At 65.3% G+C, this 26,127-nt stretch carries 21 protein-coding genes and 1 pseudogene; 14 read left to right on the plus strand and 8 right to left on the minus strand.

Going from position 1 to position 26,127, the window contains the following annotated elements; genetic code table 11:
* The 6 genes and pseudogenes from DH10_RS12315 to DH10_RS12340 form a co-directional block, all read left to right on the plus strand.
* Positions 1-208: pseudogene (locus DH10_RS12315) on the plus strand (FAD binding domain-containing protein); the annotation flags it as partial.
* Positions 205-3,138, plus strand: coding sequence for a molybdopterin-dependent oxidoreductase (locus DH10_RS12320; RefSeq protein ID WP_192253641.1), 2,934 nt, complete (start codon positions 205-207; stop codon positions 3,136-3,138). The pseudogene DH10_RS12315 and the gene DH10_RS12320, both read left to right, overlap by 4 nt.
* Positions 3,135-4,676, plus strand: a complete 1,542-nt coding sequence (locus DH10_RS12325; protein WP_192253639.1) for a 6-hydroxynicotinate reductase — start codon at positions 3,135-3,137, stop codon at positions 4,674-4,676. Before DH10_RS12320 ends, DH10_RS12325 begins: the two co-directional genes overlap by 4 nt.
* On the plus strand, positions 4,676-5,557 hold the full coding sequence (locus tag DH10_RS12330; RefSeq protein ID WP_192253637.1) for a UPF0280 family protein: 882 nt from the start codon (positions 4,676-4,678) through the stop codon (positions 5,555-5,557). Before DH10_RS12325 ends, DH10_RS12330 begins: the two co-directional genes overlap by 1 nt.
* Complete coding sequence (locus tag DH10_RS12335) at positions 5,550-6,134, plus strand: amino acid synthesis family protein (RefSeq protein WP_192253636.1); 585 nt, start codon at positions 5,550-5,552, stop codon at positions 6,132-6,134. Before DH10_RS12330 ends, DH10_RS12335 begins: the two co-directional genes overlap by 8 nt.
* The gene (locus DH10_RS12340; RefSeq protein ID WP_192253634.1) at positions 6,131-6,592 is read left to right on the plus strand and encodes a MarR family winged helix-turn-helix transcriptional regulator; all 462 of its coding nucleotides are present in this window, start codon (positions 6,131-6,133) and stop codon (positions 6,590-6,592) included. Before DH10_RS12335 ends, DH10_RS12340 begins: the two co-directional genes overlap by 4 nt.
* Here the strand turns inward: DH10_RS12340 and DH10_RS12345 are convergent, their stop codons facing one another.
* Both DH10_RS12345 and DH10_RS12350 read right to left on the minus strand, forming a co-directional pair.
* Entirely contained in the window at positions 6,593-8,287 is a 1,695-nt protein-coding gene (locus DH10_RS12345; RefSeq protein WP_192253632.1) for a hydantoinase B/oxoprolinase family protein, read from the minus strand.
* 1 nt (position 8,288) lies between these two features.
* On the minus strand, positions 8,289-10,361 hold the full coding sequence (locus DH10_RS12350; protein WP_192253630.1) for a hydantoinase/oxoprolinase family protein: 2,073 nt from the start codon (positions 10,359-10,361) through the stop codon (positions 8,289-8,291).
* A gap of 219 nt (positions 10,362-10,580) precedes the next feature.
* Here DH10_RS12350 and DH10_RS12355 point away from each other — a divergent pair, with 219 nt between their 5' ends.
* The 5 genes from DH10_RS12355 to DH10_RS12375 all read left to right on the plus strand — a co-directional run bounded on the left by DH10_RS12355 (position 10,581) and on the right by DH10_RS12375 (position 17,233).
* Positions 10,581-11,408, plus strand: a complete 828-nt coding sequence (locus DH10_RS12355; RefSeq protein ID WP_192253628.1) for a ferredoxin--NADP reductase — start codon at positions 10,581-10,583, stop codon at positions 11,406-11,408.
* A gap of 166 nt (positions 11,409-11,574) precedes the next feature.
* Positions 11,575-12,627 carry a deoxyribose-phosphate aldolase gene (gene deoC / locus DH10_RS12360; RefSeq protein ID WP_192253626.1) on the plus strand — a complete coding sequence of 351 codons (1,053 nt, stop codon included), beginning with the start codon at positions 11,575-11,577 and terminating at the stop codon, positions 12,625-12,627.
* A 163-nt stretch (positions 12,628-12,790) separates the two neighbouring features.
* Positions 12,791-15,166: an aldehyde dehydrogenase family protein gene (locus tag DH10_RS12365; protein WP_192253624.1), complete on the plus strand. Its 2,376-nt coding sequence runs from the start codon at positions 12,791-12,793 to the stop codon at positions 15,164-15,166.
* Between the two features lie 243 nt (positions 15,167-15,409).
* Positions 15,410-16,141 (plus strand): SDR family oxidoreductase, encoded by a 732-nt coding sequence (locus DH10_RS12370; protein WP_192253622.1) that lies wholly within the window; start codon positions 15,410-15,412, stop codon positions 16,139-16,141.
* A gap of 246 nt (positions 16,142-16,387) precedes the next feature.
* Positions 16,388-17,233, plus strand: coding sequence for a fumarylacetoacetate hydrolase family protein (locus tag DH10_RS12375; RefSeq protein ID WP_192253621.1), 846 nt, complete (start codon positions 16,388-16,390; stop codon positions 17,231-17,233).
* 155 nt (positions 17,234-17,388) lie between these two features.
* Here DH10_RS12375 and DH10_RS12380 read toward each other — a convergent pair whose 3' ends face one another.
* The 6 genes from DH10_RS12380 to DH10_RS12405 all read right to left on the minus strand — a co-directional run bounded on the left by DH10_RS12380 (position 17,389) and on the right by DH10_RS12405 (position 23,693).
* Positions 17,389-18,387, minus strand: a complete 999-nt coding sequence (locus DH10_RS12380; RefSeq protein WP_192253619.1) for an ABC transporter ATP-binding protein — start codon at positions 18,385-18,387, stop codon at positions 17,389-17,391.
* Between the two features lie 15 nt (positions 18,388-18,402).
* Positions 18,403-19,464 (minus strand): Gfo/Idh/MocA family protein, encoded by a 1,062-nt coding sequence (locus DH10_RS12385; RefSeq protein ID WP_192253617.1) that lies wholly within the window; start codon positions 19,462-19,464, stop codon positions 18,403-18,405.
* Positions 19,461-20,300 (minus strand): carbohydrate ABC transporter permease, encoded by an 840-nt coding sequence (locus tag DH10_RS12390; protein ID WP_192253615.1) that lies wholly within the window; start codon positions 20,298-20,300, stop codon positions 19,461-19,463. Before DH10_RS12390 ends, DH10_RS12385 begins: the two co-directional genes overlap by 4 nt.
* Positions 20,301-20,307: 7 nt before the next feature.
* The gene (locus DH10_RS12395) at positions 20,308-21,237 is read right to left on the minus strand and encodes a carbohydrate ABC transporter permease (RefSeq protein WP_192253613.1); all 930 of its coding nucleotides are present in this window, start codon (positions 21,235-21,237) and stop codon (positions 20,308-20,310) included.
* Between the two features lie 235 nt (positions 21,238-21,472).
* A complete protein-coding gene (locus tag DH10_RS12400; protein WP_192253611.1) occupies positions 21,473-22,732 on the minus strand; it encodes an ABC transporter substrate-binding protein in 1,260 nt (419 codons plus the stop codon).
* A gap of 52 nt (positions 22,733-22,784) precedes the next feature.
* Complete coding sequence (locus DH10_RS12405; protein WP_192253609.1) at positions 22,785-23,693, minus strand: N-acetylmuramic acid 6-phosphate etherase; 909 nt, start codon at positions 23,691-23,693, stop codon at positions 22,785-22,787.
* A 200-nt stretch (positions 23,694-23,893) separates the two neighbouring features.
* Here DH10_RS12405 and DH10_RS12410 point away from each other — a divergent pair, with 200 nt between their 5' ends.
* The 3 genes from DH10_RS12410 to DH10_RS12420 form a co-directional block, all read left to right on the plus strand.
* Positions 23,894-24,775: a glucosamine kinase nucleotide-binding domain-containing protein gene (locus DH10_RS12410; protein WP_192253607.1), complete on the plus strand. Its 882-nt coding sequence runs from the start codon at positions 23,894-23,896 to the stop codon at positions 24,773-24,775.
* On the plus strand, positions 24,772-25,551 hold the full coding sequence (locus DH10_RS12415) for a GntR family transcriptional regulator (protein WP_127424739.1): 780 nt from the start codon (positions 24,772-24,774) through the stop codon (positions 25,549-25,551). Before DH10_RS12410 ends, DH10_RS12415 begins: the two co-directional genes overlap by 4 nt.
* On the plus strand, positions 25,548-26,127 hold a 580-nt coding region (locus DH10_RS12420; RefSeq protein WP_192384769.1), incomplete at its 3' end, for an SIS domain-containing protein. The genes DH10_RS12415 and DH10_RS12420, both read left to right, overlap by 4 nt.

Consider the following 26,127-nt stretch of genomic DNA (forward strand, 5'->3'; position numbering starts at 1 on the left):
CCGTCTGGCCGGCGTCGAGGCCGCTTTGCGCGGCCAGCCGGTCGCGCCCGCGCTTGCCGACACCGTCCTTTCCGCGCCGATCGATGAACTATCGCCGATCGGCGATGTGCGCGGCAGCGCCGAATATCGGCAAGATGCGGCGCGCGAGATCGTTGCACGCGCCGTGCGTGCCGCCGTCGGCCTCGGCGAAAGCAAGGTGGCGGCATGAACATGGACCAGCCCGGCATGGAACGCACCGACATCGCCTTCGAGGTCAATGGCGCCGCCGTCAGCGTCTCGGTGCCGCCGGTGCGGCGGCTGTCGCAGGTTTTGCGCGAAGAGCTGAGGCTGACCGGCACCAAAGTCGGTTGCGACGCCGGCGATTGCGGCGCCTGCACCGTTCTGATCGACGGCGATCCGGTCTGCGCTTGCCTGGTGCCAGCGGCCTCCGTCTCCGGAGCTTGTGTCACCACGATCGAGGGCCTCGCCAATGGCAGGCTCTCCGCCTTGCAGGTCTCGTTCCTGGAGCACGGCGCAGCGCAGTGCGGCATCTGCACGCCGGGCCTGCTGGTGGCTGCCACCGCGCTTTTGGAACGCAACCCGACGCCGAGCGAGGCCGAGACGCAGGATGCGCTCGGCGGCGTGCTCTGCCGCTGCACCGGCTATCGGAAGATCATTGCCGCGGTCATGAGTGCAGGACGGTCGGCGGGCGAACCATCGGCGTTCGGCGCTGCCCCTCATCCGCCTGCCGACACCTTCTCCCCGTATAATGACGGGGAGAAGGGACGAACTCCATCGCCGACGCCCCCCACTCCCCGTTCTTCGCGGGGAGAGGGTAAGGGTGAGGGGCAGCCCCAGCTTTGCGGATTTGATGGCAAACTCGACTTTCGCTTGCCCGAGGTCGGCCACGCTGTCGGCGCCTCTCCCGTCCGCCTTGATGGCGTGCCCAAGGTTACGGGCGACGAGAAGTTCGGCGGCGACAGCTTCCCGGCCGATGCGCTGGCCGTGCTCGTCGTCCGCTCGCCGCATTATCACGCCCGCTTCAGCTTCGGCGATCTGGAGGCGTGGGCGGACGCGCGTCCCGGCATCGCCGGCGTCTTCACCGCGGCCGACATTCCGGGCAAGAACTGCTTCGGGGCCATCGGCCCCTTTGCCGACCAGCCCGCGCTCGCCGAGGGCTTCGTGCGTCTCCGCGGCGAGGCGGTGGCGCTGGTGGCGGGCGAGCGCGAAGCGATCCTCGATCTCGACCTGACGGATTTTCCGATCAGCTGGACGGAGCTGCCGCAAGTGCTGCAGCCCGCCGAGGCGAAAGCCGACGGCGCCTTGCTGATCCACAGCCACCGACCGGCGAACCTGCTCACCTCGGGCCTGGTCGAGCGGGGCGATCCTGAAACTGCGCTGGCTGCCGCCGCTGTCACCGTGTCCGGCGCCATCGAGACGTCCTTCGTCGAGCATGCCTATATCGAGCCGGAAGCCGGCTATGCTTACATGGACGGCGACACACTCGTCGTGGTCGCCTGCACGCAGGCGCCCTACATGGACCGCGACGAGACGGCCAAGGTGCTCGGCCTCGCCGTCGAGAAGGTGCGCATCGTGCCGACCGCCACCGGCGGCGGGTTCGGCTCGAAACTCGACGTCTCGCTGCAACCTCTCATCGGCCTGGTGGCGATGAAAACGGGCCGGCCGGCAGCACTTGCCTACACGCGCAATGAATCGATGATGTCGACCACCAAGCGCCATCCCGCCGAAATGACGGCGACCATCGGCGCGGATGCCGAAGGCCGCATTACCGGCATGGTGTTCTCAGGCGACTTCAACACCGGCGCCTATGCCAGTTGGGGCCCGACGGTCGCCAACCGTGTGCCGGTGCATGCCTCCGGTCCCTATCTGACGCCGAACTACCGGGCGACGGGCTACGCGATCCACACCAACGGTCCGATTGCCGGCGCCTTCCGCGGCTTCGGCGTGCCACAGTCGACCATCATGCAGGAGACGCTCTATGACGAGCTTGCCGGCAAGCTCGGCATGGACCGCATCGATTTTCGCTTGAAGAACTGCCTTCGGAACGGCTCCGAAACGGTCACTGGACAGCGTTTGGAGTCCGGCGTCGGCATCGGCGAATGCCTGGAAGCGCTTCGCCCGCATTGGTTACGTGCGCTTGCCGAGGCCGAAGCCTTCAACGCCGCCAATGGGGCAAGCAAACGCGGCGTCGGCGTCGCCTCCTGCTGGTATGGCTGCGGCAACACTTCGCTGCCTAATCCCTCGACGATCAAGGTCGGCATCTGTGCCGCTGGCGACGTCGTGCTGCATCAGGGCGCCGTTGATATAGGCCAGGGCTCGAACACGGTCATCACGCAGATCTGCGCCGACGCGCTTGGCCTGCCGCTGGACAAATTCCGGCTGAAGAGCGCCGACACCGCCATCACGCCCGACGCCGGCAAGACATCCGCCTCGCGTCAGACTTTTGTCACTGGCAAGGCCGCCGAGAAAGCAGGGCGTGCGCTGCGCGAAAAGATCCTGCGCTTTGCCAATGTGTCCGATCAGGCTTCGATCGCGCTCGATGGCGCAAGTATCTCAATCCAGGAAGGCGACGCGGCGCGGCGCATCGATCTGTCGGCACTAAAGGCTGATGCCGACGGTTTGGTGTTCGTCACGGAGGAAACCTACGACCCGCCGACGCTGCCGCTCGACGCCAAGGGACAGGGCAAGCCTTACGCCGTCTATGGCTACGGCGCGCAGATCGCCGAGCTCGAGGTCGATCTCAAGCTCGGCACGGTGAAGCTGATCAAGATCACCGCCGCGCATGATGTCGGCAAGGCAATCAACCCGCTGCTGGTCGAGGGCCAGATCGAGGGCGGCATCGCGCAAGGCATCGGCATGGCGCTGATGGAGGAATACATCCCCGGCCGCACCGAGAACCTGCACGACTATCTCATCCCGACAATCGGCGACGTGCCGCCGGTCGAGCATATCCTCATCGAGGTTCCGGATCCGGAAGGACCCTTCGGCGCCAAGGGCCTGGGCGAGCATGTGCTGATCCCGACCGCGCCGGCGATCCTCAACGCCATACGTCACGCCGCCGGCGTTCTGGTCACCAAGGTGCCGGCGACGCCGAGCCGCATCCTGGCGGCGATCCGCGAGAAGGAGGCGCGCCGATGAGCGAGCTTGCCGAACGATTCGAAACCCATGATCCGGGCGAGAAGCAGGTGGCGGAGAAGATCCGCTGCGATGCCTGCCCGGTGATGTGCTACATCGCCGACGGCCGCACCGGCGCCTGCGACCGCTACGGCAATGTCGGCGGCCGCATCGTGCGCATGGATCCGCTGACCATCCTCGATCATGCGGCCGAGACCGGCGGCGCGGTCGTGCCTTTCGTCGCCGAGGGCGAAGCGTGGAACGGCGAACTGGTGAACACCGGCCGGCGCTTCGTTACCGCGATCGGCGCCGGCACCACCTATCCCGACTATAAACCGGCGCCCTTCATCGTCAGCCAGGAGGTCGAAGGCGTCGATCTGGTCACCGTCGTCACCGAAGGCATCTTCTCCTACTGCGGCGTCAAGGTGAAGATCGACACCGACCGCCACATCGGCGACGAGACGGCGACCGTGCGGTCGGAAGGCGAGGCGATCGGCCACGTCACCACAGGCGAATACGGCTCGCAGATGCTGTCGCTCGGCGGCGTCCATCACCTCACCGGCGGCTCGAAGGCGGAGGGACGCGCTACCTGCGATGCGCTGCTCAACCTCTGCAACAGGAAGCCGGTCGAGCTCACCATCGATGGTGGGGCCACGGTCATCGTCGAGGCCGGCAAGGCGCCGGTCATCGACGGCAAGATCGAGCACCGCATGCGCGTCGGCTGCGGCTCGGCCACCATCGGCATGTTCGCCACGCAATGGCGCGGGCTGGTCGACGAGGTGGTGGTGGTCGACGACCACATCACCGGCGTCGTCTCCGAGCATCAGGCCGGTAAGGTGCTGGGCTGGGAGGACACGGGCATAAAAATCATCGGCCGCCGCTCGACCCCGGGCCGCTACTTCAAGGTCTCGGAGCCCGGCCTCGGCTGGGGCGGCACCACGATTTCCGACCCGCTGTCGATCCTTGGCGACTGGAACGCCAAGAAGGGCGCGCGTCCTGGCCTGTCGCTGCTCATGGTTTCGACCACCGGCGAGCAATTCGCCTATTACGAGCTCGACGATCAGCTGAAGCCGGTCGAGAAGGCGTTCCCGCAGCGGCTGCAGAAATCCGTCGGCCTCATCGAGGACAATTGCGAGCCGGCGCTTTGCACCGTTCTCTTCATTGGCGGCGCCGGCGGTTCGCTGCGCGCCGGCGTCACCGAAAACCCGATCAACCTCACCCGCTCGGTGCAGGGCCTGAAGACCTATGTGACGGTCGGCGGCGCGCCGGTTTATGTCTGGCCGGGCGGCGGCATCACGCTGATGGTCGACGTCACCCGCGTGCCGGAAGGCGGCTTCGGCTATGTGCCGACGCCGGCGCTGGTCGCGCCGATCGAATTCACCATGCGCCGCGACGACTATGTCCGGCTCGGCGGCTATGAGAACGAGATCCGGAGCGTCGAGGACATCCTCGCCAGGGGCGGCGAGTACCTCAATCCGCGCCGCGGCACCGGCGCGCCGGTCAACAACCCCTGGCCGCCGCTGGCGCAGCTGCGGCGTGCCGCGGCGAACGGGGCCGGCTGATGAACGGCCCACAGGCGCACTGGCTTGCCGACGGCAGGCGGCTTCATCTCAACCATGGGCCGATCGACCTTATCGTCGAGGTCTTTGGCGAGGTGGCTGAATGCCGTGCCGCCTATGCGCAGGCCGTCGCGCGCTTCCAGACGATCCTGACCGAGCTGGTCGAGGAGCTTTCCGAACTGCGTCGCCCGGCATCATTGAAACCACGAACATTCGCCGGCCCGACGGCACGGCGCATGGAGGCTGCCGTCGTGCCGCTGGCGGAAAGCTTCATCACGCCCATGGCTGCCGTAGCAGGTTCGGTAGCCGACGAAATTCTAAGCTCGCTGCGCGCCGGGCGCCGGCTCGATCGCGCCTATGTCAACAATGGCGGTGACAGCGCCATCCATCTCAGCGAAGCCCAGTCGATGACGCTGGCGATCGCCGGCACCGGGCACGGCCTCGCTGACCGCATCACCATCCACGCCGAGGATGGCGTGTGCGGCATCGCCACCAGCGGCTGGCGCGGCCGTTCATTTTCGCTGGGCATCGCCGACGCGGTCACCGTGCTGGCACGGACCGGCGCCGAGGCTGATGCGGCGGCGACGCTGATTGCCAATGCCGTCGACCTGCCTGGACATCCGGCGATCCAGCGCGTGCCGGCACGTGATCTGGCGCCCGACAGCGATCTCGGTGACCGGCTGGTCACGCAAAGCGTAGGCGCGCTTTTACCCGGCGAGGCGGCGCGGGCGCTGGACATCGGCCTTGCCGTCGCTGAAGATTTTCGCCGACGCAGCCTGATCGCCGCCTCAGCGCTGTTCCTTGCCGGTCAAACCCGCATCAGTGGTTCAGTGGCGCTCGCCGCGCCCAACAAGCATAAAGCGAAGGAAACTGCCCATGCCTGAATTCCCGATCCGCAAGGTCTCGGTTCTGACCGAGGAGATTTTCCATGACGGTGGCCCCGTGGCGAAAGAACCGCGCCGCCGCGCGGCCGCTCTCGCCGTGGTCAAGAATCCGTTCGCCGGCCGCTATGTCGAGGACCTGCAGGGCGCGATGGAGGACCTGAAGCCGCTCGGGCTGTTGCTCTCCGACAGACTGATCGCAGCGCTTGGCGGCGACGTGAAGAAGATCGACGGCTACGGCAAGGGCGCCATCGTCGGTTGCGCCGGCGAACTGGAGCACGGCGCGCTGTGGCATGTGCCGGGCGGCTACGCCATGCGGGAACGTCTGGGCGACGCCAAGGCGATCGTGCCCTCGGCAAAGAAGGTCGGCGCTTTCGGCGCGCGGCTCGACGTGCCGCTCGGCCACATCAACGCCGCCTATGTGCGCAGCCATTTCGACGCCATGGAGGTCGGCCTCAGCGATGGCCCGCGCCCGGACGAGATCCTGTTCTGCCTGGCCATGACCTGCGGGCCGCGCGTCCACAACCGCATGGGCGGTCTCGCTGCAAGCGACATCAAGGCATGGGACGGTTTGAGATGAGCGGCGAGGACAATCTGCTGCGGCTTGTCGAGGCCGATGAACCGGACGAAAACAACTATCACCTGCAGGACCAGGTCGGCTTTATCCTGCGCAAGGCGCATCAGCGCCATGTCGCGATCTTTGCTTCGCACATCGCCGACCTGACGCCGCCGCAATTCGCTGCCCTCGCCAAGCTCTACGACATCGGCGAGACCTCGCAGAACCAGCTCGGCACGCTGATCGCCATGGACGCCGCCACCGTGAAGGGCGTCATCGACCGGCTGAAGGCGCGCGGTTTGGTCGAGCTTTCCAAGCACGAGGTCGACAAAAGACGGCTGCTGGTCAATCTGACGCCGGAAGGCCGCGAGGCGATCGAACGGCTGATCCCGCTCGCCCGCACCATCACCGAGGAGACTCTCGCGCCACTCACCGCCAAGGAATCCGCGACCTTCCTGCGGCTGCTGGCGAAGCTGGCTTGATTAACCGGTGGGATCGATCCCGAACATCTCGCTGGCCTGCTCTGCCGTATAGTAGCCGAGCCTGACATCCTCGGCGATCAGCTGCGGGTCGCGTTGGCGCGGATCGCCATAGCCGCCGCCGCCTGGCGTGCCGACGCGCACGCGGTCGCCGGCCTTGAGCGCGATGTCCTGTTCCTTCGAAAGATGCGGCGGCACATGCGCCTCGCCGCCTCTAAACACCGTTACGCTGTTCGGCGCGCCGTCCCTGCCGCCGAGCGCGCCTTGCGGCCCGAAGCGGCCATGGTCCATGACGAAGGAGGCGCGTGCCTCGCCGCGCAGGATCTCGACCTCATAGGCAAGCCCGAAGCCGCCACGATGCTTGCCGGCGCCGCCCGAGCCTTCGCGCAGCGCATAATGCCGGTAGAGCACCGGAAAGGCCTGCTCCATGATCTCGACCGGCGGCGACTTGGAGATGCCGATGGTCGAGCAGCCATTGCTCAAGCCGTCATGGTTGGCATTGCCGCCATAGCCGCCGCCTGAGATCTGGTACATGACATAGTCGCGCCCGCGCGCCGGATCGTTGCCGCCGAGCGCGAAATTGCCGCTGGAGCCGGCGGGCGCCGCCGTCACCTTGTCCGGCAGCGCCTGCACCATGGCCGCGAACACCGCCTCGGCGATGCGCTGCGAAACCTCAGCCGCGCAGCCCGACACCGGACGCGGATATTTCGCGTCGAGGAAGGTGCCCTCCGGCCGCTTGACATTCAGCGGCTCGAAGGCGCCGGCGCTGATCGGCACTTCCGGGAAGATATGGCGCATGGCGAGATAGACCGATGACAAGGTCGTCGCCAGCACGCTGTTCATCGGCCCGGCGCAGGGCTTTGACGAGCCGGCGAAGTCGAAGGTCAGCGTATCGCCCTTCTTCTCGACAGCCAGATTGATGATCAGCGGTTCGTTCACCACGCCGTCGGAATCGACAAAGGCCTTTGAGCGGTAGACGCCGTCCGGTATCACCGCGATCGAGGCGCGCATCTGGTCGGCGGCGCGCCGGCGCAGTTCGGCGATCGCTTCGACAACAGTTTCGTCACCGTAACGGTCAAGGATTTCATTGAGCCTGTCCTGGCCGATCAGCAAGGCCGCCGCCTGCGCGCGGATGTCGCCGATGCGCTGGTCGGCGACGCGGATGTTCGAGCAGATGATGGCGTAGATCTCCGGATCGAGCACGCCCTTCTTGAACAGTTTTACCGGCGGCAGGCGCAAGCCTTCCTGCTCGACCGCGGTGGCCGAAGCCGAGAAGCCGCCCGGCACCGAGCCGCCGATGTCCGGCCAGTGGCCGGTGTTGGAAAGCCAGCAAAAGATCTTGCCGTCCCTGTAGACCGGCATGACGAAGCGCACATCCATCAGATGCGTGCCGCCGAGATAGGGGTCGTTGACGATGTAGATGTCGCCGGGTTCCGGCCGCAGGCAACGGCCGTCGGCGATCATCTCGATCACCGTCTTCGTCGAATACTGCATCACGCCGACGAACACCGGCAGGCCCTGGCTGCCTTGCGCGATCAGAGAGCCATCGACCGCCGAATAGATACCGTCCGAGCGGTCATTGGCTTCGGCGATGACCGGCGAGAAGGCGGCGCGGGAAAACGTCAAATCCATCTCGTCGCAGACCTGCTGCAGGGCAGCCTGCAGCACCGAAAGCGTGATCGTGTCGAGCTTTGCCATATTAGGCCTCGCCGATGTCGATGATGATGTTGCCGTCGGCGTCCGAGCGCGCATGGTCGCCGGGCTCCAATACGGTGGTGGCATCCATCTGTTCCAGGATCGCGGGCCCCTCGATGACGGCGTCGAGCGGCAGCTTTTCGCGGGCATAGACCGGCGTGTCGTGCCAGCTGCCGTGATACCAGACCGGCCGGATCTCGCGCCGCGCGTCATCGAGCATCGCCGCGCGCCCCGCCGGGTCGATCAGCTTCGACAGGTCGATTTGCGGCCGCACGCCGGTCACCGAGGTGTTGAGGTTGACGAGGTTGGCGCGGATCTCCGGCAACTCGACCTTGAAGCGGGCGAAATAGGCCTTCTCGAACAGCTGCTGCAGCGTTGCCCGAGTGACCGAAGAGGAGGGCAGCGGCACGTTGATGATATGCGTCTGGCCGACGAACTGCATGTCGGCGGAATGGGTGACGCGGATCGCGTCCGGCTTCACCGCTTCCTTGGCGATCAGCGCCTCGCCTTCGTTCCGGTGCCGTTCCAATACCTCGCGAAGCTTCGCTTCGTCGAGGCTCGCCACCGGCTGGTTGACCGTATTGACGAAGTCGTGGCGGAGGTCGGCGACGACACAGCCGAGGGCGTTGGTGATGCCGGGGCGCGCCGGCACCAGCACCCGGGGCAGGCCGAGTTCGCGGGCGAGCGCCGTCGCATGCAGCGGCCCGGCGCCACCGAAGGCGAACAGGGCGAAGTCGCGTGGGTCGTGGCCGCGCGACACCGAAACCATGCGGATGGCGCCCGCCATCTTCATGTTGCCGAGCCTCAGCACCGCACCCGCCGCGTCGACGCCGGAAAGGCCGGTCCGCCTGCCGATCCTGTCCTCGAATATGCCCGTGACCCGCTCGACGGTGACCGGATTGTCGACCGCGAGCAACTTCTTCGGCGCCAGGCGCCCCAGCACAAGATTGGCGTCGGTGATGGTCGGCTCGGTGCCGCCGCGCCCGTAGCAGATCGGACCGGGATTGGCGCCGGCGCTTTCCGGGCCGATCTGGATCAGTCCGGCGGCATCGACGCGGGCGATCGAGCCGCCGCCGGCGCCGACGGTGTGCACCGCCACCATCGGCACGTGAATCGGCATCGCATATTCGATCTCGATCTCGTTCGAGACGGCGGGCTCGGCATTGCGGATCAGCGCCACGTCGGTCGAGGTGCCGCCCATGTCGTAGGTGACGAGATTGCCGAAGCCGGCGCGCTTTCCGGTATAGGCGGCGGCGATCACGCCGGAGGCCGGCCCGGACATCACGGTCTTTGCCGATTCCAGCGTGACGAAACGGGCCGAGATCATGCCGCCATTGCCGTTCATGATCAGGAAGTCGCGGCCATAGCCCTTCGCGGCGAGTTCCTTGCGCAGCCGCTCGACGTAGCGTTCCAGGATCGGCTGCACCGAGGCGTTGACCGCGGCCGTTACGCCGCGCTCGAACTCCCGCGCCTCCGAAAGCAGCGCATGGCCGGTGGTGATGTGGCCGTTCGGCCAGAGTTCCGCCGCGATCTCCGCCGCGCGCCGCTCATGCGCGGGGTTGGCGTAGGAGTGCAGGAAATGGATGACGAGCGACTCGCAGCCGGCGACGAGCAGCCGCTTCACCGCATCGCGCATTTCCGCCTCGTCGAGCGGGGCGCGGACAGCGCCGGAGGCCTCGACGCGCTCCGACACTTCGAGCCGCAGGTCGCGGGAGATGATAGGGACAAAGGTTCCGGTCATGCCGTAGGGCTGCGGTCGGGTGCGCCTGCCAAGCTCGATCACGTCGCGGAAGCCGCGCGTGGTGATCATGCCGGTTCGCGCCAGCCGGCGCTCCAGCACGGCGTTGGTGGTCGTGGTCGTGCCGTGCACGATGAGGTCGATGCCGTCGACCGGAAAGCCGGTGGCGCCAAGCGCAGCGACCACGCCAAAGGCCTGATTTTCAACTGTCGTCGGCGTCTTGGCGATATGCACCTTGCCGCCCGCCTTGCCATCGATCAAAAGCAGATCGGTGAAGGTTCCGCCGACATCGATGCCGGCAACGACGCTTCCCGCCAACGCCGAAAATTTCTCATTCATTGCCGAAACCCGAAATGCCAGGACTACGGATATGCCTCGGTTTGGAAAGGCGTTTTACGCTGCCATCTTGACCTGAAGATCATTTGTATACTAATAAATTCCCGACACAAGAGCTTACCGCTTGGCAGTGTGCGAAGGGCACGCCGGAACCTGACCGTTCGGGCGCGCAGGAGAAAGTTTGGCGCCAGCGTCTCGCGTCCGCGCCGGAAAGTTGGGTTGATGAACACGACATCCGCGTTGAATGTTGCCGGCGCAAAGCCACTGCAGTTCCCGATCCCGGCCAATGTCTATGCCGAGACCGTGGTGTCGGTGAAGCATTACACCGACCGGCTGTTCTCGTTCCGCATCACTCGCCCGCAGTCGCTGCGTTTCCGCTCCGGCGAGTTCGTCATGATCGGGTTGCCCAATGCCGAGAAGCCGATCTTCCGCGCCTATTCCGTCGCCAGCCCCGCCTGGGATGACGAGCTCGAATTTTTCTCGATCAAGGTGCCGGATGGTCCGCTGACCTCCGAGCTGCAGAAGATTGAGGTCGGCGACACGGTCATCATGCGCCAGAAGTCGACGGGCACGTTGGTGCTCGATGCGCTGACGCCCGCCAAGCGCGTGTTCATGATCTCGACCGGCACCGGAATCGCGCCCTTCGCCAGCCTGCTTCGCGATCCCGACACCTATGAGAAGTTCGACCAGGTCATCCTCACCCACACCTGCCGCGACAATGCCGAGCTCACCTACGGCCAGGAGCTGGTGGCCGCGCTCGAGACCGATCCGCTGATCGGCGAGCTGACCGGCGGCCGGGTCACGCTCTACAATTCGACGACCCGCGAGGAATCGGCGCGCATGGGCCGCATCACGGCGCTGATTGGCTCGGGCAAGTTCTATTCCGACCTCGGCATCGACAAGCTCAATCCCGAGACCGACCGCATCATGATCTGCGGCTCGATGCACATGTTGAAGGACGTCAAGGAGCTTGCCGAGAGCCTCGGCTTCCAGGAGGGCTCGCTCAGCCATCCGGCCAGCTTCGTCGTCGAGCGCGCCTTCGTCGGCTGAGGCGCGTCGCCATCCAGTCGCCATCCAGTCAATATCGGTGTTTTGACCATACGGTCAAAAATCTACTGCTTTTGCTGTCTTTTTCCGCTATGAGCCACTGAAGGACTCGTGAAGGACACCTTCGCGGGTTATCTTCGGCTGAGGTCGCTGAGTGAAAGGGCAGGAGATGAGCACGATCCGCGAGGCCGGCGCAGGCGCCGGTGCGTCCAAGGTTATGCCGCTGCCGGCGCGTGCCGCCGCCAACATGCCGATGCCATCCGAGCATGGCATCGCCCGCAATCCCGGCATGAAGCTCGATCTCGGCTTCCTCGAATCGGTGCGCAGCGTCAATCGCTCGGCGCTGGAACGCCGTGTCGCCACGCTGACCAAACGGCGCTCGATCAAGGCCGACAACCAGGCGGCCTGGCTGCTGCGGGCGATCGCCTGCATGGACCTCACCACGCTGAACTCCAACGATACCGACGAGCGCGTGCGCCGGCTCTGCGCCAAGGCGATCAATCCGCTACGCAAGGATATCGTCGAGGGTCTCGGCATCGCCGGCGAGACGATCCGCCCGGCAGCGGTCTGCGTCTACCATCCCTTCGTCGCCACCGCGGTCGACGCGCTGCGCGGCACCGGCGTCCATGTCGCCGCCGTTTCCACCGCCTTCCCGCACGGGCTTGCGCCGCTCTCGACACGCCTGCAGGAGATCGAAGCCTCGGTGCGCGACGGCGCCGACGAGATCGACGTGGTCATCCCGCGCGGCCTGGTTTACGGCGCCAAGTGGCGCGAGCTGTTCAACGAGATCGTCGCCATGCGAGCCGCCTGCGGCGAGGCGCATCTCAAGGTCATCCTCGGCACCGGCGACCTCGCCACGCTGCGCAACGTGATGCTGGCCTCCATGGTGGCGATGATGGCGGGCGCCGATTTCATCAAGACCTCGACCGGCAAGGAAAGCGTCAACGCCACGCTTCCCATCGGCCTCGCCATGGTGCGCGCCATCCGCGCCTATTTCGAGGAGACCGGCTATCTCATCGGCTTCAAGCCGGCGGGCGGCATTTCGACAGCGAAAGTCTCGCTCGACTGGCTGGTGCTGATGAAGGAAGAGCTCGGCCGGCCCTGGCTCGAGCCGGACCTCTTCCGCTTCGGCGCGTCCAGCCTGCTTACCGACATCGAGCGCCAGCTCGAGCATCACCTGACCGGCCACTACTCGGCCAACCATCGCCACGCGATGGCTTGAGCGCCCTCCCCCTTGTGGGGAGGGTCGCCGCGAAGCGGCGGGGTGGGGGTCAAGAAAACAAATCAACCTGTCAAATGCACCAATCCACTAGCCATTTACCCCCACCCCGATCGGCTCTGCCGATCGACCCTCCCCACAAGGGGGAGGGTAAAGGAGCCGCCCCATGAACATCCTCGAACGCTATCGCGCCATGGAATACGGCCCGGCGCCGGAAGCCCGCAACGAAGCCGATGCCTGGTTAGCCTCGCGCGATTTCGCAAAAGCGCTGTTCATCGACGGCGCCTGGAAGGCGGCGGCGAGCGGCAAGACCTTCGATACCAGCGAACCGTCCTCCGGCAAGCTGCTCGCCAAGGTGTCGGATGCGGGCGCCGCCGATATCGACGCCGCGGTCGCGGCGGCCGCAAGGGCGTTGCCCAAATGGAGCGCCAGTTCGGGTTACAGTAGAGCCAAGGTGCTCTATGCCATCGGCCGCGCCATGCAGCGCCACCAGCGCCTGTTCGCCGTGCTGGAATCGATCGACAACGGCAAGCCGATCCGCGAGAGCCGCGACATCGACGTGCCTTTGGCGATCCGCCACTTCATCCATCATGCAGGCTGGGCGCAGACGCTTGAGAAGGATTTTCCCGATCAGAAGGCGGTTGGCGTTGTCGGCCAGGTCATCCCGTGGAATTTCCCCCTGCTGATGCTGGCCTGGAAGATCGCGCCCGCGCTTGCCGCCGGCTGCACCGTGGTGCTGAAGCCGGCCGAATTCACGCCGCTTACCGCGATCCTCTTTGCCGAGATTTGCGAGCGGGCAGGCGTGCCGAAAGGCGTCGTCAACATTGTCCAGGGCGGGCCCGAGGCGGGTGCTGCGATCGTCAATCATCCCGGCGTCCAGAAGATCGCCTTCACCGGCTCGTCGGAAGTCGGCAAGATCATTCGCAAGGCGACGGCCGGATCGGGCAAGAAGCTGTCGCTGGAGCTTGGCGGCAAGTCGGCGTTCGTCGTTTTCGAGGATGCCGATCTCGACAGCGCCGTCGAAGGTCTGGTCGACGGCATCTGGTTCAACCAGGGCCAGGTCTGCTGCGCCGGCTCGCGCCTCCTGGTGCAGGAAGGCGTCGCCGAGGCCTTCATCGCCAAGGTCAAAGTCAGGATGAGCCGGCTGCGCGTCGGCAGCCCGCTCGACAAGAACACCGACATCGGCCCGCTCGTCGACCGCACCCAACTCGACCGCGTCAGGGGCCTGATCGCCGAAGGCGCCAGGCAGGGTGCCGTCTGCTGGCAGCCCGACGCCGCACTGCCGACAACAGGCTATTATCACCTGCCGACGCTCGCGACTTCTGTTTCGCCGGCTAATATCCTAGCGCAGGAAGAGGTCTTCGGCCCGGTGCTGGCGACGATGAGCTTCCGCAACACCGAGGAAGCGATCGAGCTTGCCAACAACACGCGCTATGGCCTTGCCGCTTCTGTGTGGAGCGAGAACGTCAACCTTGCGCTGCACGTCGCCCCGCAACTGAAGGCCGGTGTCGTTTGGGTCAATGGCACCAATATGTTCGATGCTGCCTGCGGCTTCGGCGGCTATCGCGAAAGTGGCTTTGGCCGCGAGGGCGGGCGCGAAGGCATGTTCGAATATCTCACGGCAAAGCTGCCCGTGGCGCCTTCTATCAAGCCGGCGGCGCGAGCCTCGGCCCAACCTGTCGAGCAGGCCGACGGCACGGCCATCGACCGCACGGCAAAGCTGTTCATCGGCGGCAAGCAGGTGCGGCCGGACGGTAACTATTCGCTGGCTGTCGCCACCGCCAAGGGCAAGCTTGCCGGCGAGGTCGGCCTCGGCAACCGCAAGGACATCCGCGATGCGGTCGCCGCCGCGCGCGCCTGCAAGGCCTGGCCGGACGCGACGGCCTTCAATCGCAGCCAGGTGCTCTATTATTTCGCCGAAAACCTTTCGGGCCGCGCCGACGAATTCGCGGCGCGCCTCGTCCAACTGACCGGCGTTACGGCGAAGGCCGCGCGCGAGGAGGTCGAGCAGTCGATCGAACGGCTGTTCCTCTATGCCGGCCTCACCGACAAGTTCGAGGGTCGCGTCCACCAGCCACCGGCCCGCGTCGTGACGCTTGCGCTGCATGAACCGGTGGGCGTCGTCGGCATCGTGGCGCCGGACAACCAGCCTCTGCTGGGCTTCATCTCGCTGGTGGCGCCGGCACTTGCCATGGGCAACACGGTGGTGGCCGTCCCGTCAGAGCGCCACCCGCTGCTTGCGACCGACCTCTACCAGGTGATCGAGTATTCGGACATCCCGGCCGGCGCCATCAACATCGTCACCGGCCGCAGTGCCGAGCTTTGCGGCGTGCTGGCCAAGCATGACGACGTCGACGGCCTGTGGGTCTTTGCCGATGCCGACACCTGCGCCAAGGCGGAGGCCGATTCCATCGGCAATCTCAAGCGCGTCTGGACCGGCGATGGCCGCAGCCTCGACTGGGCCTCGAGCGAAGCCGCCGGCGAGGCCTTCCTGCGCCGCGCCATCGAGGTCAAGAACGTCTGGGTGCCTTACGGCGACTGAATCACTTGAAGCGCGGCAGCGCCTTTTGGGGCAACGGTATTCGGTGCGCCGGAGACATTTGGCCGCCGCGAAGGTGGTCGCGTTAGGACTTGACGCTTGTGCTCGTGTTCTTTAACGAGAAAAAACATCTTTATATGTGAAACCAGCAACAGCGTAGGCCGCACGACGCCGGCTGTCTGGTACACGACGCCGCAGCCGGGTCATCGATAGAGTCGGACGCACCAGGCAGGCGAGGAGAGAAGCATGGCGGATCTGGCAGGCAAGGTGGTTGTGGTCACCGCGGCGGCGCAAGGCATTGGGCGGGCGAGCGCGCTGGCTTTCGCCAAGGCAGGCGCCACCGTTCATGCCACCGACATCAACGAGCAGCTTTTGGCCGAGCTCGCCAAGACTTCCGGCATAAAGACCCGCAAGCTAGACGTGCTGAACGATGCGGCCGTCGCTGCCGCCTTCGCCGAGATCGGCCCGGTCGATGTGCTGTTCAACTGCGCCGGCTTCGTTCATTCAGGCTCGATCCTCGAAATGACGGATGCCGATCTCGACTTCGCCTTGAACCTCAACGTCCGCTCGATGATCCGCACCATCCGCGCGGTGCTGCCCGGCATGCTGGAGCGTGGCGATGGTTCGATCATCAACATGGCCTCGCTGGCGAGCTCGCAGAAGGGCGTGCCGAACCGCTTCGTCTACGGCTTGACCAAGGCGGCAGTCGTCGGTCTCACTAAGGCGGTCGCCGCCGACTATGTCGCCAAGGGCATACGCTGCAACGCCATCTGCCCGGGTACCGTCGAGAGCCCGTCGCTGCAGGATCGCATGCATGCGCAGGGGGATTACGAAGCAGCCCGCGCGGCCTTCATCGCCCGCCAGCCCATGGGTCGGCTTGGCACGCCCGAGGAGATCGCCGATCTCGCCGTCTATCTGGCGGGAGCGACCTATACGAGCGGGCAGGCCTACAATATCGACGGCGGCTGGTCGATCTGACTTTCGTTCGGAAAAATCGTGGCGGTTCGGGAATAGATGGCGGGCGAACAGGAAGATCGGATATGGCCTCCGCGTTTGTCGGAAGCATCGATAGTCTGAAAAATCCTGCCCGCCCGGCCGCTCGTGCGGCGTCTGCGCTTGCCGGGCGCAAGGTCGCTGGCTACGGTCCGCCCGATTTCGCGACAGGCATCGCCTTGAGCGAAGAATTTTGCAAAACGGCCTTGTGCCGCAAGTAGGAGAATAAAGATGAAGTTGCTGCGCTATGGCGAGGTGGGGAGCGAACGTCCCGGCCTGCTCGATCAGGATGGCATGATCCGCGACCTTTCGGCCTATGTCGCCGACATCGCCGGGACGGCGCTTCATCCGGCCTCGCTGGAGATGCTCTCCAAGCTCGATCCGAAATCGCTGCCGGCGGTATCCGGCAAGCCGCGCCTGGGCGCTTGCGTCGCCGGCACCGGAAAATTCATCTGCATCGGCCTCAATTATTCCGACCATGCCGCCGAGACCGGCGCCACTGTGCCGCCGGAGCCGATCATCTTCATGAAGGCAAGCTCGGCCATCGTCGGGCCGGACGACGACGTGCTCATCCCGCGCGGCTCGGTCAAGACCGACTGGGAAGTCGAACTCGGCGTCGTCATCGGCAAGACGGCGAAGTATGTCAGCGAGGACGACGCGCTGGATTATGTTGCCGGCTATTGCGTTGCGCACGACGTTTCCGAGCGCGCCTTCCAGGCCGAGCGCCAGGGCCAGTGGACCAAGGGCAAATCCTGCGACACCTTCGGCCCGATCGGTCCCTGGCTGGTGACCAAGGACGAGATCGCCGACCCGCAGAACCTCAAGATGTGGCTGACCGTCAATGGCAAGACCATGCAGAACGGCTCGACCAAGACCATGGTCTATGGCGTGAAGTATCTGGTCTCCTATCTCAGCCAGTTCATGTCGCTGCATCCCGGCGACATCATCTCCACCGGCACGCCGCCCGGCGTCGGCCTAGGCATGAAGCCGCCGGTGTTCCTGAAGCCCGGCGACGTCGTCGAGCTCGCCATCGAAGGCATGGGCCAGCAGAAGCAGACGTTCAAGGCGGATGAGTAGGGGCGGATCAAATCGCAGGGCTGCGCCGCCCCTCATCCGCCTGCCGGCACCTTCTCCCCGTGAAGGACGGGGAGAAGGGACGAGCTCCAGCGCTGGCGACCTCCCTCTCCCCGTCCTTCACGGGGTGAGGGGCAGCGCCGACCTACGTCGCGATCCTACTTCAAAACCTTCCCATCCGCCCCGAACCGATACGTCTTCGCCGGATCCGGCGTCGCGTAGAGCGTGGCGCCCGGCTCGGCGTTGTAGACGCCGAAGATGCGCACGGTGAGCAGCCCGGCCTTCTCGCAGTCGAGATAGAGGTTGGTGTCGGCGCCGAGATGCTCGGCGTGCACCACCGTGCCTTTCCAGGCGCCGGATTTCGCGTCGACGGTCAGATGTTCCGGCCGCACGCCGACGGTTTTCGCCGTCTCGCCCAGCTTGGCGCCGTCGATGAAATTCATCTTCGGCGAGCCGATGAAGCCGGCGACGAAATCGTTGGCCGGCGAATTATAAAGCTCCATCGGGCTGCCAATCTGCTCGATCCGCCCGGCGTTGAGCACCACGATCTTGTCGGCCAGCGTCATCGCCTCGACCTGGTCGTGGGTCACATAGATCATCGTCGCCTTCAGCCGCCGGTGCAGCTGCGCGATCTCGAGCCTTGTGTTGACGCGCAATGCCGCATCGAGGTTGGACAGCGGCTCGTCGAAGAGAAAGAGTTTCGGCTCGCGCACCACGGCGCGGCCGATGGCGACGCGCTGACGCTGCCCGCCCGACAGTTCCGCCGGCCGGCGCTCGAGATAGGGCTCGAGCGACAGCATGGCGGAAGCAATCTTGATGCGGCGGTCAATCTCGGCCGAAGGCGTGCCGGCCTGCTTCAGGCCGAGGCCCATATTGTTCTTCACCGTCAGATGCGGATAGAGCGCATAGGTCTGGAAGACCATGGCGATGCCGCGTTTTGCGGGTGGCGTGACGGAGACGTCGTCACCGTCGATCAGCACGCGGCCGGAGGTCGAATCCTCCAGGCCGGCGATGACGCGCAGCAGCGTCGACTTCCCGCAGCCGGACGGGCCGACGAAGACGACGAACTCGCCGTCAGTGACCTCGAGGTCGATGCCTTTCAGCACCTCGACCGGTCCGAATGCCTTCTTCACATTCTCGATGTTCAGCGAGCCCACGGCTTCGTCCTTGTTCTAGAGTTTGATTGGGGCGCCGCTGCGCACGCTCTCGTCGGCGGCCAGGCAGACGGCGAGCGACTTCACCGCGTCATCCATGTGGCGGGTAAGGTCGATGTCCTCCCGGATGGCCTTGAGCAGGAAGGCCTGTTCGAGGTCGCAGAGCTCCTGGTGTCCCGGCTCGCCTTCCATCGACAGCAGCTCGTCCTCATTGGCGAACTTGCCGTCCGGCCCGGTCGCCGCACTATGCAGGCGGATGGTCGAGGTTTTTGTGTGGGTGTCGATGTCGTCGGACTTCACGCCCTCCTTCATCACGATCGACACGCAGCCTCTGGGCGACATCACGTCCTTCACGAAGAAGGCGGTCTCCGAAATCATCGGGCCCCAGCCGGCCTCGTACCAGCCGACCGAGCCGTCCTCGAACAGCACCTGAAGGTGGCCGTAATTGTACATCGAGGGCGCCACCTCGTCGGTCAGCCTGACCGCCATGCCGCGCACCTCGACCGGTTTGGCATCGGTGATCTGCAGCATCACGTCGAGATAATGCACGCCGCAGTCGACGATCGGCGAGGTCGTCTGCATCAACTGCTTATGCGTCTCCCAGCTATGGCCGGAAGACTGCTGGTTGAGGTTCATGCGGAAAACGTAGGGCCCGCCGAGCTTGCGCGCTTCGGCGATCAGCCGCACCCAGGACGGATGGTGGCGCAGGATATAGCCGATCACCAGCTTCCGGCTGTTGGCCTTGGCGGCATCGACGACGCGCTTGGCGTCCGCCACTGTCGTCGCCAGCGGCTTCTCGACGAAGACATGGCAGCCCGCCTCGAATGCCTTGATCGCATAGTCGGCGTGGCTGTCCGAATAGGTGGCGATCGCGGCGACATCCGGCTTCTCGTCGCGCAGCGCGTCCTCGAACGAGCGCCTGATGCCGTAGCTCGCGAGCCCGTCCGGCAGCGGCACGTCGGAACGGTTGACGAGCGCGGCGATCTCGAAGCCCGGATTGGTATGATAGGCCAGCGCATGGCTGCGGCCCATATTGCCGAGGCCCGCGACGACGACGCGTAGGGGTCTTTCTGAACTCACTTGACGGCTCCGGAAGTGATGCCGCGGATCAGCTGCCGCGAGAAGATGACGTAGAGGATCAGCACCGGCAGGATCGCCAGCGACAGCGCCGCCAGGATCGCGTTCCAGTTGGTGACGAACTGGCCGAGGAAGAGCTGCGCGCCGAGCGTCACCGTCTTGGTCTCTTCCGACGGCGCCAGGATCAGCGGGAACCAAAGATCGTTCCAGATCGGGATCATGGTGAAGACGGCGACGGTCGCCATGGATGGCCTGACCAGCGGCAGCACCAGCCGGAAGAAGATCGTGTATTCCGACAACCCGTCGATGCGGCCTGCATTCTTCAGATCGTCCGACACCTGCTTCATGAACTCCGACAGGATGAAGATGGCGAGCGGCAAGCCCTGCGCGGTGTAGACCAGGATCAGCGCCGTCAGCGTGTTGACCAGCCCGCTCGCCACCATCAGCTGCAGGATGGCGACGGTGCCGAGGCGGATCGGGATCATGATGCCGAGCGCCAGATAGAGCCCCATCATCGTGTTGCCGCGGAAGCGGTATTCCGACAGCGCGAAAGCCGCCATCGCGCCGAACAGCAGCACGAAGAACAGCGATGCGACGGTGACGACGAGGCTGTTCTGGAAATAGTGCAGGAAGTCGCCCTGGCCGATGACCGTCGTGTAGCCGATCAGATCGAAGGTCTTCGGCGTCGGCGGCGTCAAGGGTGCGCCGAATATGCCCGCGCGTGACTTGAACGAGTTCATGATGACCAGGATCACCGGAAACAGCGCGATCGCCGTATAGGTCAAAAGGACGGCATGGGCGCCGATGGTGCGGGGAAGCGAACGGGTGGCTAGGCTCATGGCGCCCTCAGAACTGGTAGCGACGCAGACGCGTCTGGACGAGGAACAGGTAGACGCAGACGCCGGCAAGGATGATCAGGAACATCATCGTGGCGATCGCGGCGCCCATGTTCGGGTCGCCGACCTGCAGCTGGAAACCGAAAAAGGCGCGATAGAGGAAGGTGCCGAGTATGTCGGTCGAATAGTTCGGACCGGCAAGCGCCCCTTGCGCGGTATAGATCAGGTCGAAGGCGTTGAAATTGCCGACGAAGGTCAGGATCGAGATGATGCCGATCGACGGCAGGATCAGCGGCAGCTTGATCTTCCAGAACTGCGCCATGCCGGTGACGCCATCGCATTCGGCGGCCTCGATCACTTCATCCGGGATCGACAGAAGTGCTGCATAGATCAGCATCATCGGGATGCCGATGAACTGCCAGACCGAAACCAGACTGAGAGCAGTCAGCGCATATTGCTCCTTGCCGAGCCACGGCGTGAACAGGCTCTTCAGCCCGACGAAGTCGAGCAGATGCGGCGCCACGCCCCAGATCGGCGACAGGATCAGCTTCCAGGCAAAGCCGACGATGACGAAGGACAGGATCGTCGGCACGAAGATCGCCGTGCGGTAGAAGGCAGCGAACCTCAGCCTCGGGCTGGAGAGAAGTGCGGCCAGCAACACGCCGATCGGGTTCTGCACCAGCATGTGGATGATGAAGAACCAGACATTGTTCCTGAGCGCATTCCAGAAGTTGACCGACCAGTTGGGGTCGCCGAACAGCGTGCGGAAATTGTCGAACCCGACGAACACCTGGTGCTGCTCGATGTTGCGGAACAGCGAGAGCTGCAGCGTGCCGGCCAGCGGCAGGATCATGATTGCCGTGTAGACCAGCACGGCCGGCGCCAGGAAGACGCCGATATGCCAGCGGATCGGTCTTTTCGGTCGTGTTTGTGCGGCCATGAGTTCGGTCCCCGCCGTCTCTCGGTTCCAGGTCGATGATGCTTAGCTGATGCCTCGATGCATGGCCTGACTGTCCCCTTCACGGATGGACAAAGGCCAGCGACAGTACGGCTTCGTCTTCCCCGCAAGATGAGGGTAGGACCGAGAGGCGGCGCCGACAATCGCTATCTCAAAACGGATGTATTCCGGGGAACTGGCCGGGCTGGGCGCCCGGCCGGCTCGATTGACTTTGAGCTTACTTCGCCGGCTTGTACCAGCTGTCGAGGCCGTCCTGCAGCTTCTTGGCCGCGGCTTCCGGCGTGTCGGTGCCGTTGATCACGTTGGCCGATTCAACCCAGGTCTCGTTCTCGAGGTTCGGCGTGCCGCGCGACAGGATCTGGTAGGTCGAGCGGATCGTCGACTTGCACTTGCCGCGCCAGGAAACGAATTCCTGCGCCAGCGGGTCTTCCATCTTCACCGGCGTGCTGTTCAGGCTGAAGAAGCCCGGCAGCGCGTTGGCGTAGATGGTGGCGAAGTCCGGCGAGGCGACCCAGGCCAGGAACTTCTTGGCTTCTTCCGGGTGCTTCGATGCCGCATTCAGGCCCATGCCGATATCGGTATGGTCGGAGATGTAGCAGGTGTCGCCGGCCTTCTGCACCGGCGGCGGGAAGGCGCCCATCTTGAACTGCGCCTGCGTGTTGAACAGGCCGATCTCCCACGAGCCGGCCGGGTAGATGGCGGCGCGGCCAAGCGTGAACAGGTTCTGGCTGTCCGGATAGGTCTGCGCCTCGAAGCCGTCGCCGAGATAGGGCTTCCACTTGGCCAGTTCCCTGTAAGGCTCGACCCAGTCGGCATCGGTCAGCTTCTGCTCGCCCTTGATCAGCGCCTGGCGGCCTTCCTCGCCCTTCCAGTAGTTCGGGCCGATGTTCTGGTAGCCCATGGTCGCCGCTTCCCAGAGGTCCTTCGTGCCCATCGCCATCGGGATGTAGGTGCCGTCCGCCTTGATCTTGTCAAGCACGGCGTAGAACTCTTCATTCGTGGTCGGCACCTTGAGGCCGAGCTTGTCGAAGGCGTCCTTGTTGTAGATGAAGCCGTGGATGACCGAAGCCATCGGCACGCAGAAGCTCGACTTGCCGTCGTCGGTCTGCCAGGCGGCCTTGGCGACGGGCGAGAAGTTCTCCATGCCGGGCAGCGTGCTGAGGTCGGCGAGGTTGCCCTTCTTGAACAGCTCAAGCGACTTGTCGAACGGGCGGCAGGTGATCAGGTCGCCCGCCGAGCCGGCGCTGAGCTTGGCGCCGAGGGCTGCGTCATACTCGGTCGGCGCCGACGGCGCGAACACCACCTTGATGCCGGGGTTCTTGGCCTCGAAGGCCGGGATCAGCTTGTCCTTCCAGATGGTCAGGTCGTCGCCGCGCCAGCTCTCGATGTTGAGCGTCACGTCCTCGGCCAGCGCCATCCCGGTCGTGCCGAGGATGCTCGTGCCGAGCAGAAGGGCCGTCAGTAGTTTGGTCGTCATGTTCAGTCTCCCTGTTGACCTTTTTCAGGTTCGGTTCTGATGAGAACAGGGGCTAGCGCCCCTTGCTCCCCTCGATCGCGGAAAGCGCCGGCCTGAGCTTCTGGCCGGTTCCTTCCAGTATCTTCTCGGCCGCATCGGCGTTGGCGACGCCGGCGGCGAGCAGAATGGCAGTCTTGACGCCGCCGCCGCTCTCTTCGAGCAGGCGCGCCGCGTCTTCGCGGCTTCGCCCGCTGATGGCGGCGACCATGCGCACCGCGCGGTCGCGCAGCTTGATGTTGTCGGCGGTGAGGTTGACCATATAGCCGTCATGCACATGGCCGAGATGGACGGCCGCGAGCGTCGACAGCATGTTGAGCGCGATCTTCTGCGTGGTTCCCGCGCCCATGCGGGTCGAGCCGGCGATCAGCTCCGCCGGCGTTTCGAGCAGGATGGCGACATCGGCCTCGCCGAACAGCGGCGCATCCTTGTTGTTGGCGATGGCGATCGTCGCGGCACCCCGGCGCCGCGCATCGCCGATCGCCTGGACGGCATAGGGTGTGGAGCCGCTGGCCGAGATCGCGATCAGGCAGTCGCCCTTGCCGATATTGGCCTTTGCGACAGCTGCCGCGGCTTCCTCAGTGTCGTCTTCCGGCCCGCCGGCAAGCGTGCGGAAGGCTTCGTCGCCGCCGGCGATCAGGATGGCGATACGGTCACGCGCGATGCCGAACGTGCCGGGAAGTTCCAGCGCGTCGGCAACAGCCATCAGGCCGGAGCTGCCGGCCGCGGCATAGGCGAGCCTGCCGCCGGCCTTCAACTGTCTTGCGATAAGTTCGGCGGCCTCGGCGATCGCCGGTATGGCGCCATGCACGGCCTTTGCGGCCTCGATCTGGGCGTTGGCCAGGAACGCCAGGATGGCTTCCGGGGTCTGGACATCCAGCCCCTCGGCGTTTTGATGAAGCGCTTCCGTGCGCGTTTCGGCCATCCGCTTTCCTCCAACTGGACGAACAATACCAAAAAAATACCACTTGTCCACATCCATTAACGAGTTTTGCGCTCTGAAACTGTCTTGCCGGCAAATTGCGATGACTTTTCAATAAAATACGCCTTAATCTTTTTTGAAACCGAAATTAACGCTTGGCTATTGGTATTTTATTGGTATTATCCTGCCGGAGGAGAAATCGCGTGAAATTCGTGCTTGGCATCGATGGCGGCGGCACCAGCTGCAGGGCGGCCCTTGCGACCGTCGACGGCGCTGTCGTCGGCCGCGCCAAAAGCGGCGCGGCCAATATCCGCACCGATCTCACCGGCGCGCGCGCCAACATCGTCGAGGCGGCCAGGCAGGCTTTCATTGCCGCCGGCCAGGATCCGGAACTGATCCCTGAGACGCCGGCCATTCTCGGCCTTGCCGGCGCCAATGTCGGCACCTACAGGCAGCAGCTCGAGGCGATCCTGCCCTTCAGCAAGAGCCGCGTCGAGACCGATGCCGAGATCGCGCTCGAGGGCGCGGTCGGCTCGGGCGACGGCGCCATGGCCATCCTCGGCACCGGCACCGCCTATATGGCGCGTAAGGACGGCAAGTCGCGCGCCATCGGCGGCTGGGGGTTTCAGGTCGGCGATCAGGGCAGCGGCGCCCGCATCGGCCGCGATCTGCTCGAGCAGACGCTGCTCGCCTATGACGGCATCCGTCCCGGCTCGCCTTTGACGGAAGCGATGCTTGCCGTCTTCCGCAACAATCCCGAGGACGTGGTCGAGTTCACCACCAATGCCAAGCCCGGCGACTTCGGCGGTTTCGCGCCCAAGGTCTTCGAGCATGCCGCCAAGGGCGATCTCGTCGCCAACTGGATCCTCGACAAGGCGGTTGCCGATGTCGAGGCCTCGCTCGGCGCGCTCGATCTCGCGCACGATGCTCCGCTCTGCCTGCTCGGCGGCCTGGCGCCGCTTTATGCGCCGCGCCTGTCGGCGCGTTACCAGGCGCTGCTGAAAGCCCCGCTCGACGACGCGCTCGGCGGAGCGGTGCAGATGGCCGCGCGCATCTTCGCCGGCAAATCGGGGGCTGGCCGATGAGCGCCGCCGACCAGATCTTCGCCATGCTAAAGGAATCCTCGCAAAGCGGCGCGCCGCTTTACCTGCAGCTCAGGAAAAGCATCGAGGAAGCGGTCAATCGCGGCCTGATCGGCCCGGGCGACGCGCTGCCGTCCGAGCGCGACATCGCCAGCAAGGCCGACATCTCGCGCGTCACCGTGCGCAAGGCGGTGCAGGATCTGGTCAAGGGCGGCATCCTTGTCCAGCGCCATGGCTCAGGCACCTTCGTCGCGCCGCGCATGGAGCGCGTCGAGCAGTCGTTGTCCAGGCTCACCTCCTTCACCGAGGATATGGCTCGCCGCGGCATGGTCGTGCGCTCGGCCTGGCTCGATCGCGGCCTCTATGCGCCCTCGCCGGACGAGATGATGGTGCTCGGCCTGTCGTCGAGCGAACTGGTGGCGCGCGTGGCGCGCCTGCGCATCGCCAACGACACGCCGCTGGCGATCGAGCGCGCCGCGATTTCTGCGAGCGTGCTGCCCGATCCCGAGGCGATCGGCTCCTCGCTCTACGCCGCGCTGGAACTGACCGGCAACCGCCCGGTGCGGGCAGTGCAACGCATCTCGGCCGCCAATCTCGGCGACGCCGACGCGCGGCTCCTGGAAGTGCCGCCTGGGGTTGCCGGGCTGCACATCGAACGTATTTCCTATCTGGCGAGCGGCAAGGTGATCGAATTCACCCGTTCGATCTATCGGGGCGACGCCTATGATTTCGTCGCGGAACTCCGGCTGACCGGGCCGGGAGAGGAGATCCGGCCATGAGCGCTACCACAACCCATATGCGGCGCGAGATCGAGGAGATCCCGCAGGCCACCGCCCGCCTGCTCGACGGCTCCGCCAAGGTGCTGGCCGAGGCCGGCCGCGGCCTTCGCGAGCGCGATCCGCATTTCGTCGTCACCGTGGCGCGTGGCTCGTCCGACCACGCCGCCACCTTCATGAAATATGCGGTCGAACTGACCGCCGGCCTCGCGGTCGCTTCCGTCGGCCCGTCGATCGCCTCCATCTATGGCGCGAAGCTCCGGCTGCGAGGCTCGGCTTGTCTCGCCATCTCGCAATCGGGCAAGAGCCCCGACATCGTCGCCATGGCCGAAACGGCGAGGGCCGGCGGCGCGCTGACCGTCGCCATCACCAACACCGCCGACTCGCCGCTGGCGCGCGCCTCGGATTACGCCATCGACATTCTTGCCGGCCCTGAGCGCAGCGTCGCGGCCACCAAGACCTTCGTCAATTCGGCCGTCGCCGCCCTGGCGCTGATGGCGCACAGCACCGGCGACCAGGCGCTGCTTGCCGCGCTCGCCCGCCTGCCCGAGCATTTCGAGAAGGCCATAGCCTGCGACT

The sequence above is a fragment of the Mesorhizobium silamurunense genome (assembly GCF_014843825.1).
GTDB lineage: Bacteria > Pseudomonadota > Alphaproteobacteria > Rhizobiales > Rhizobiaceae > Mesorhizobium > Mesorhizobium silamurunense.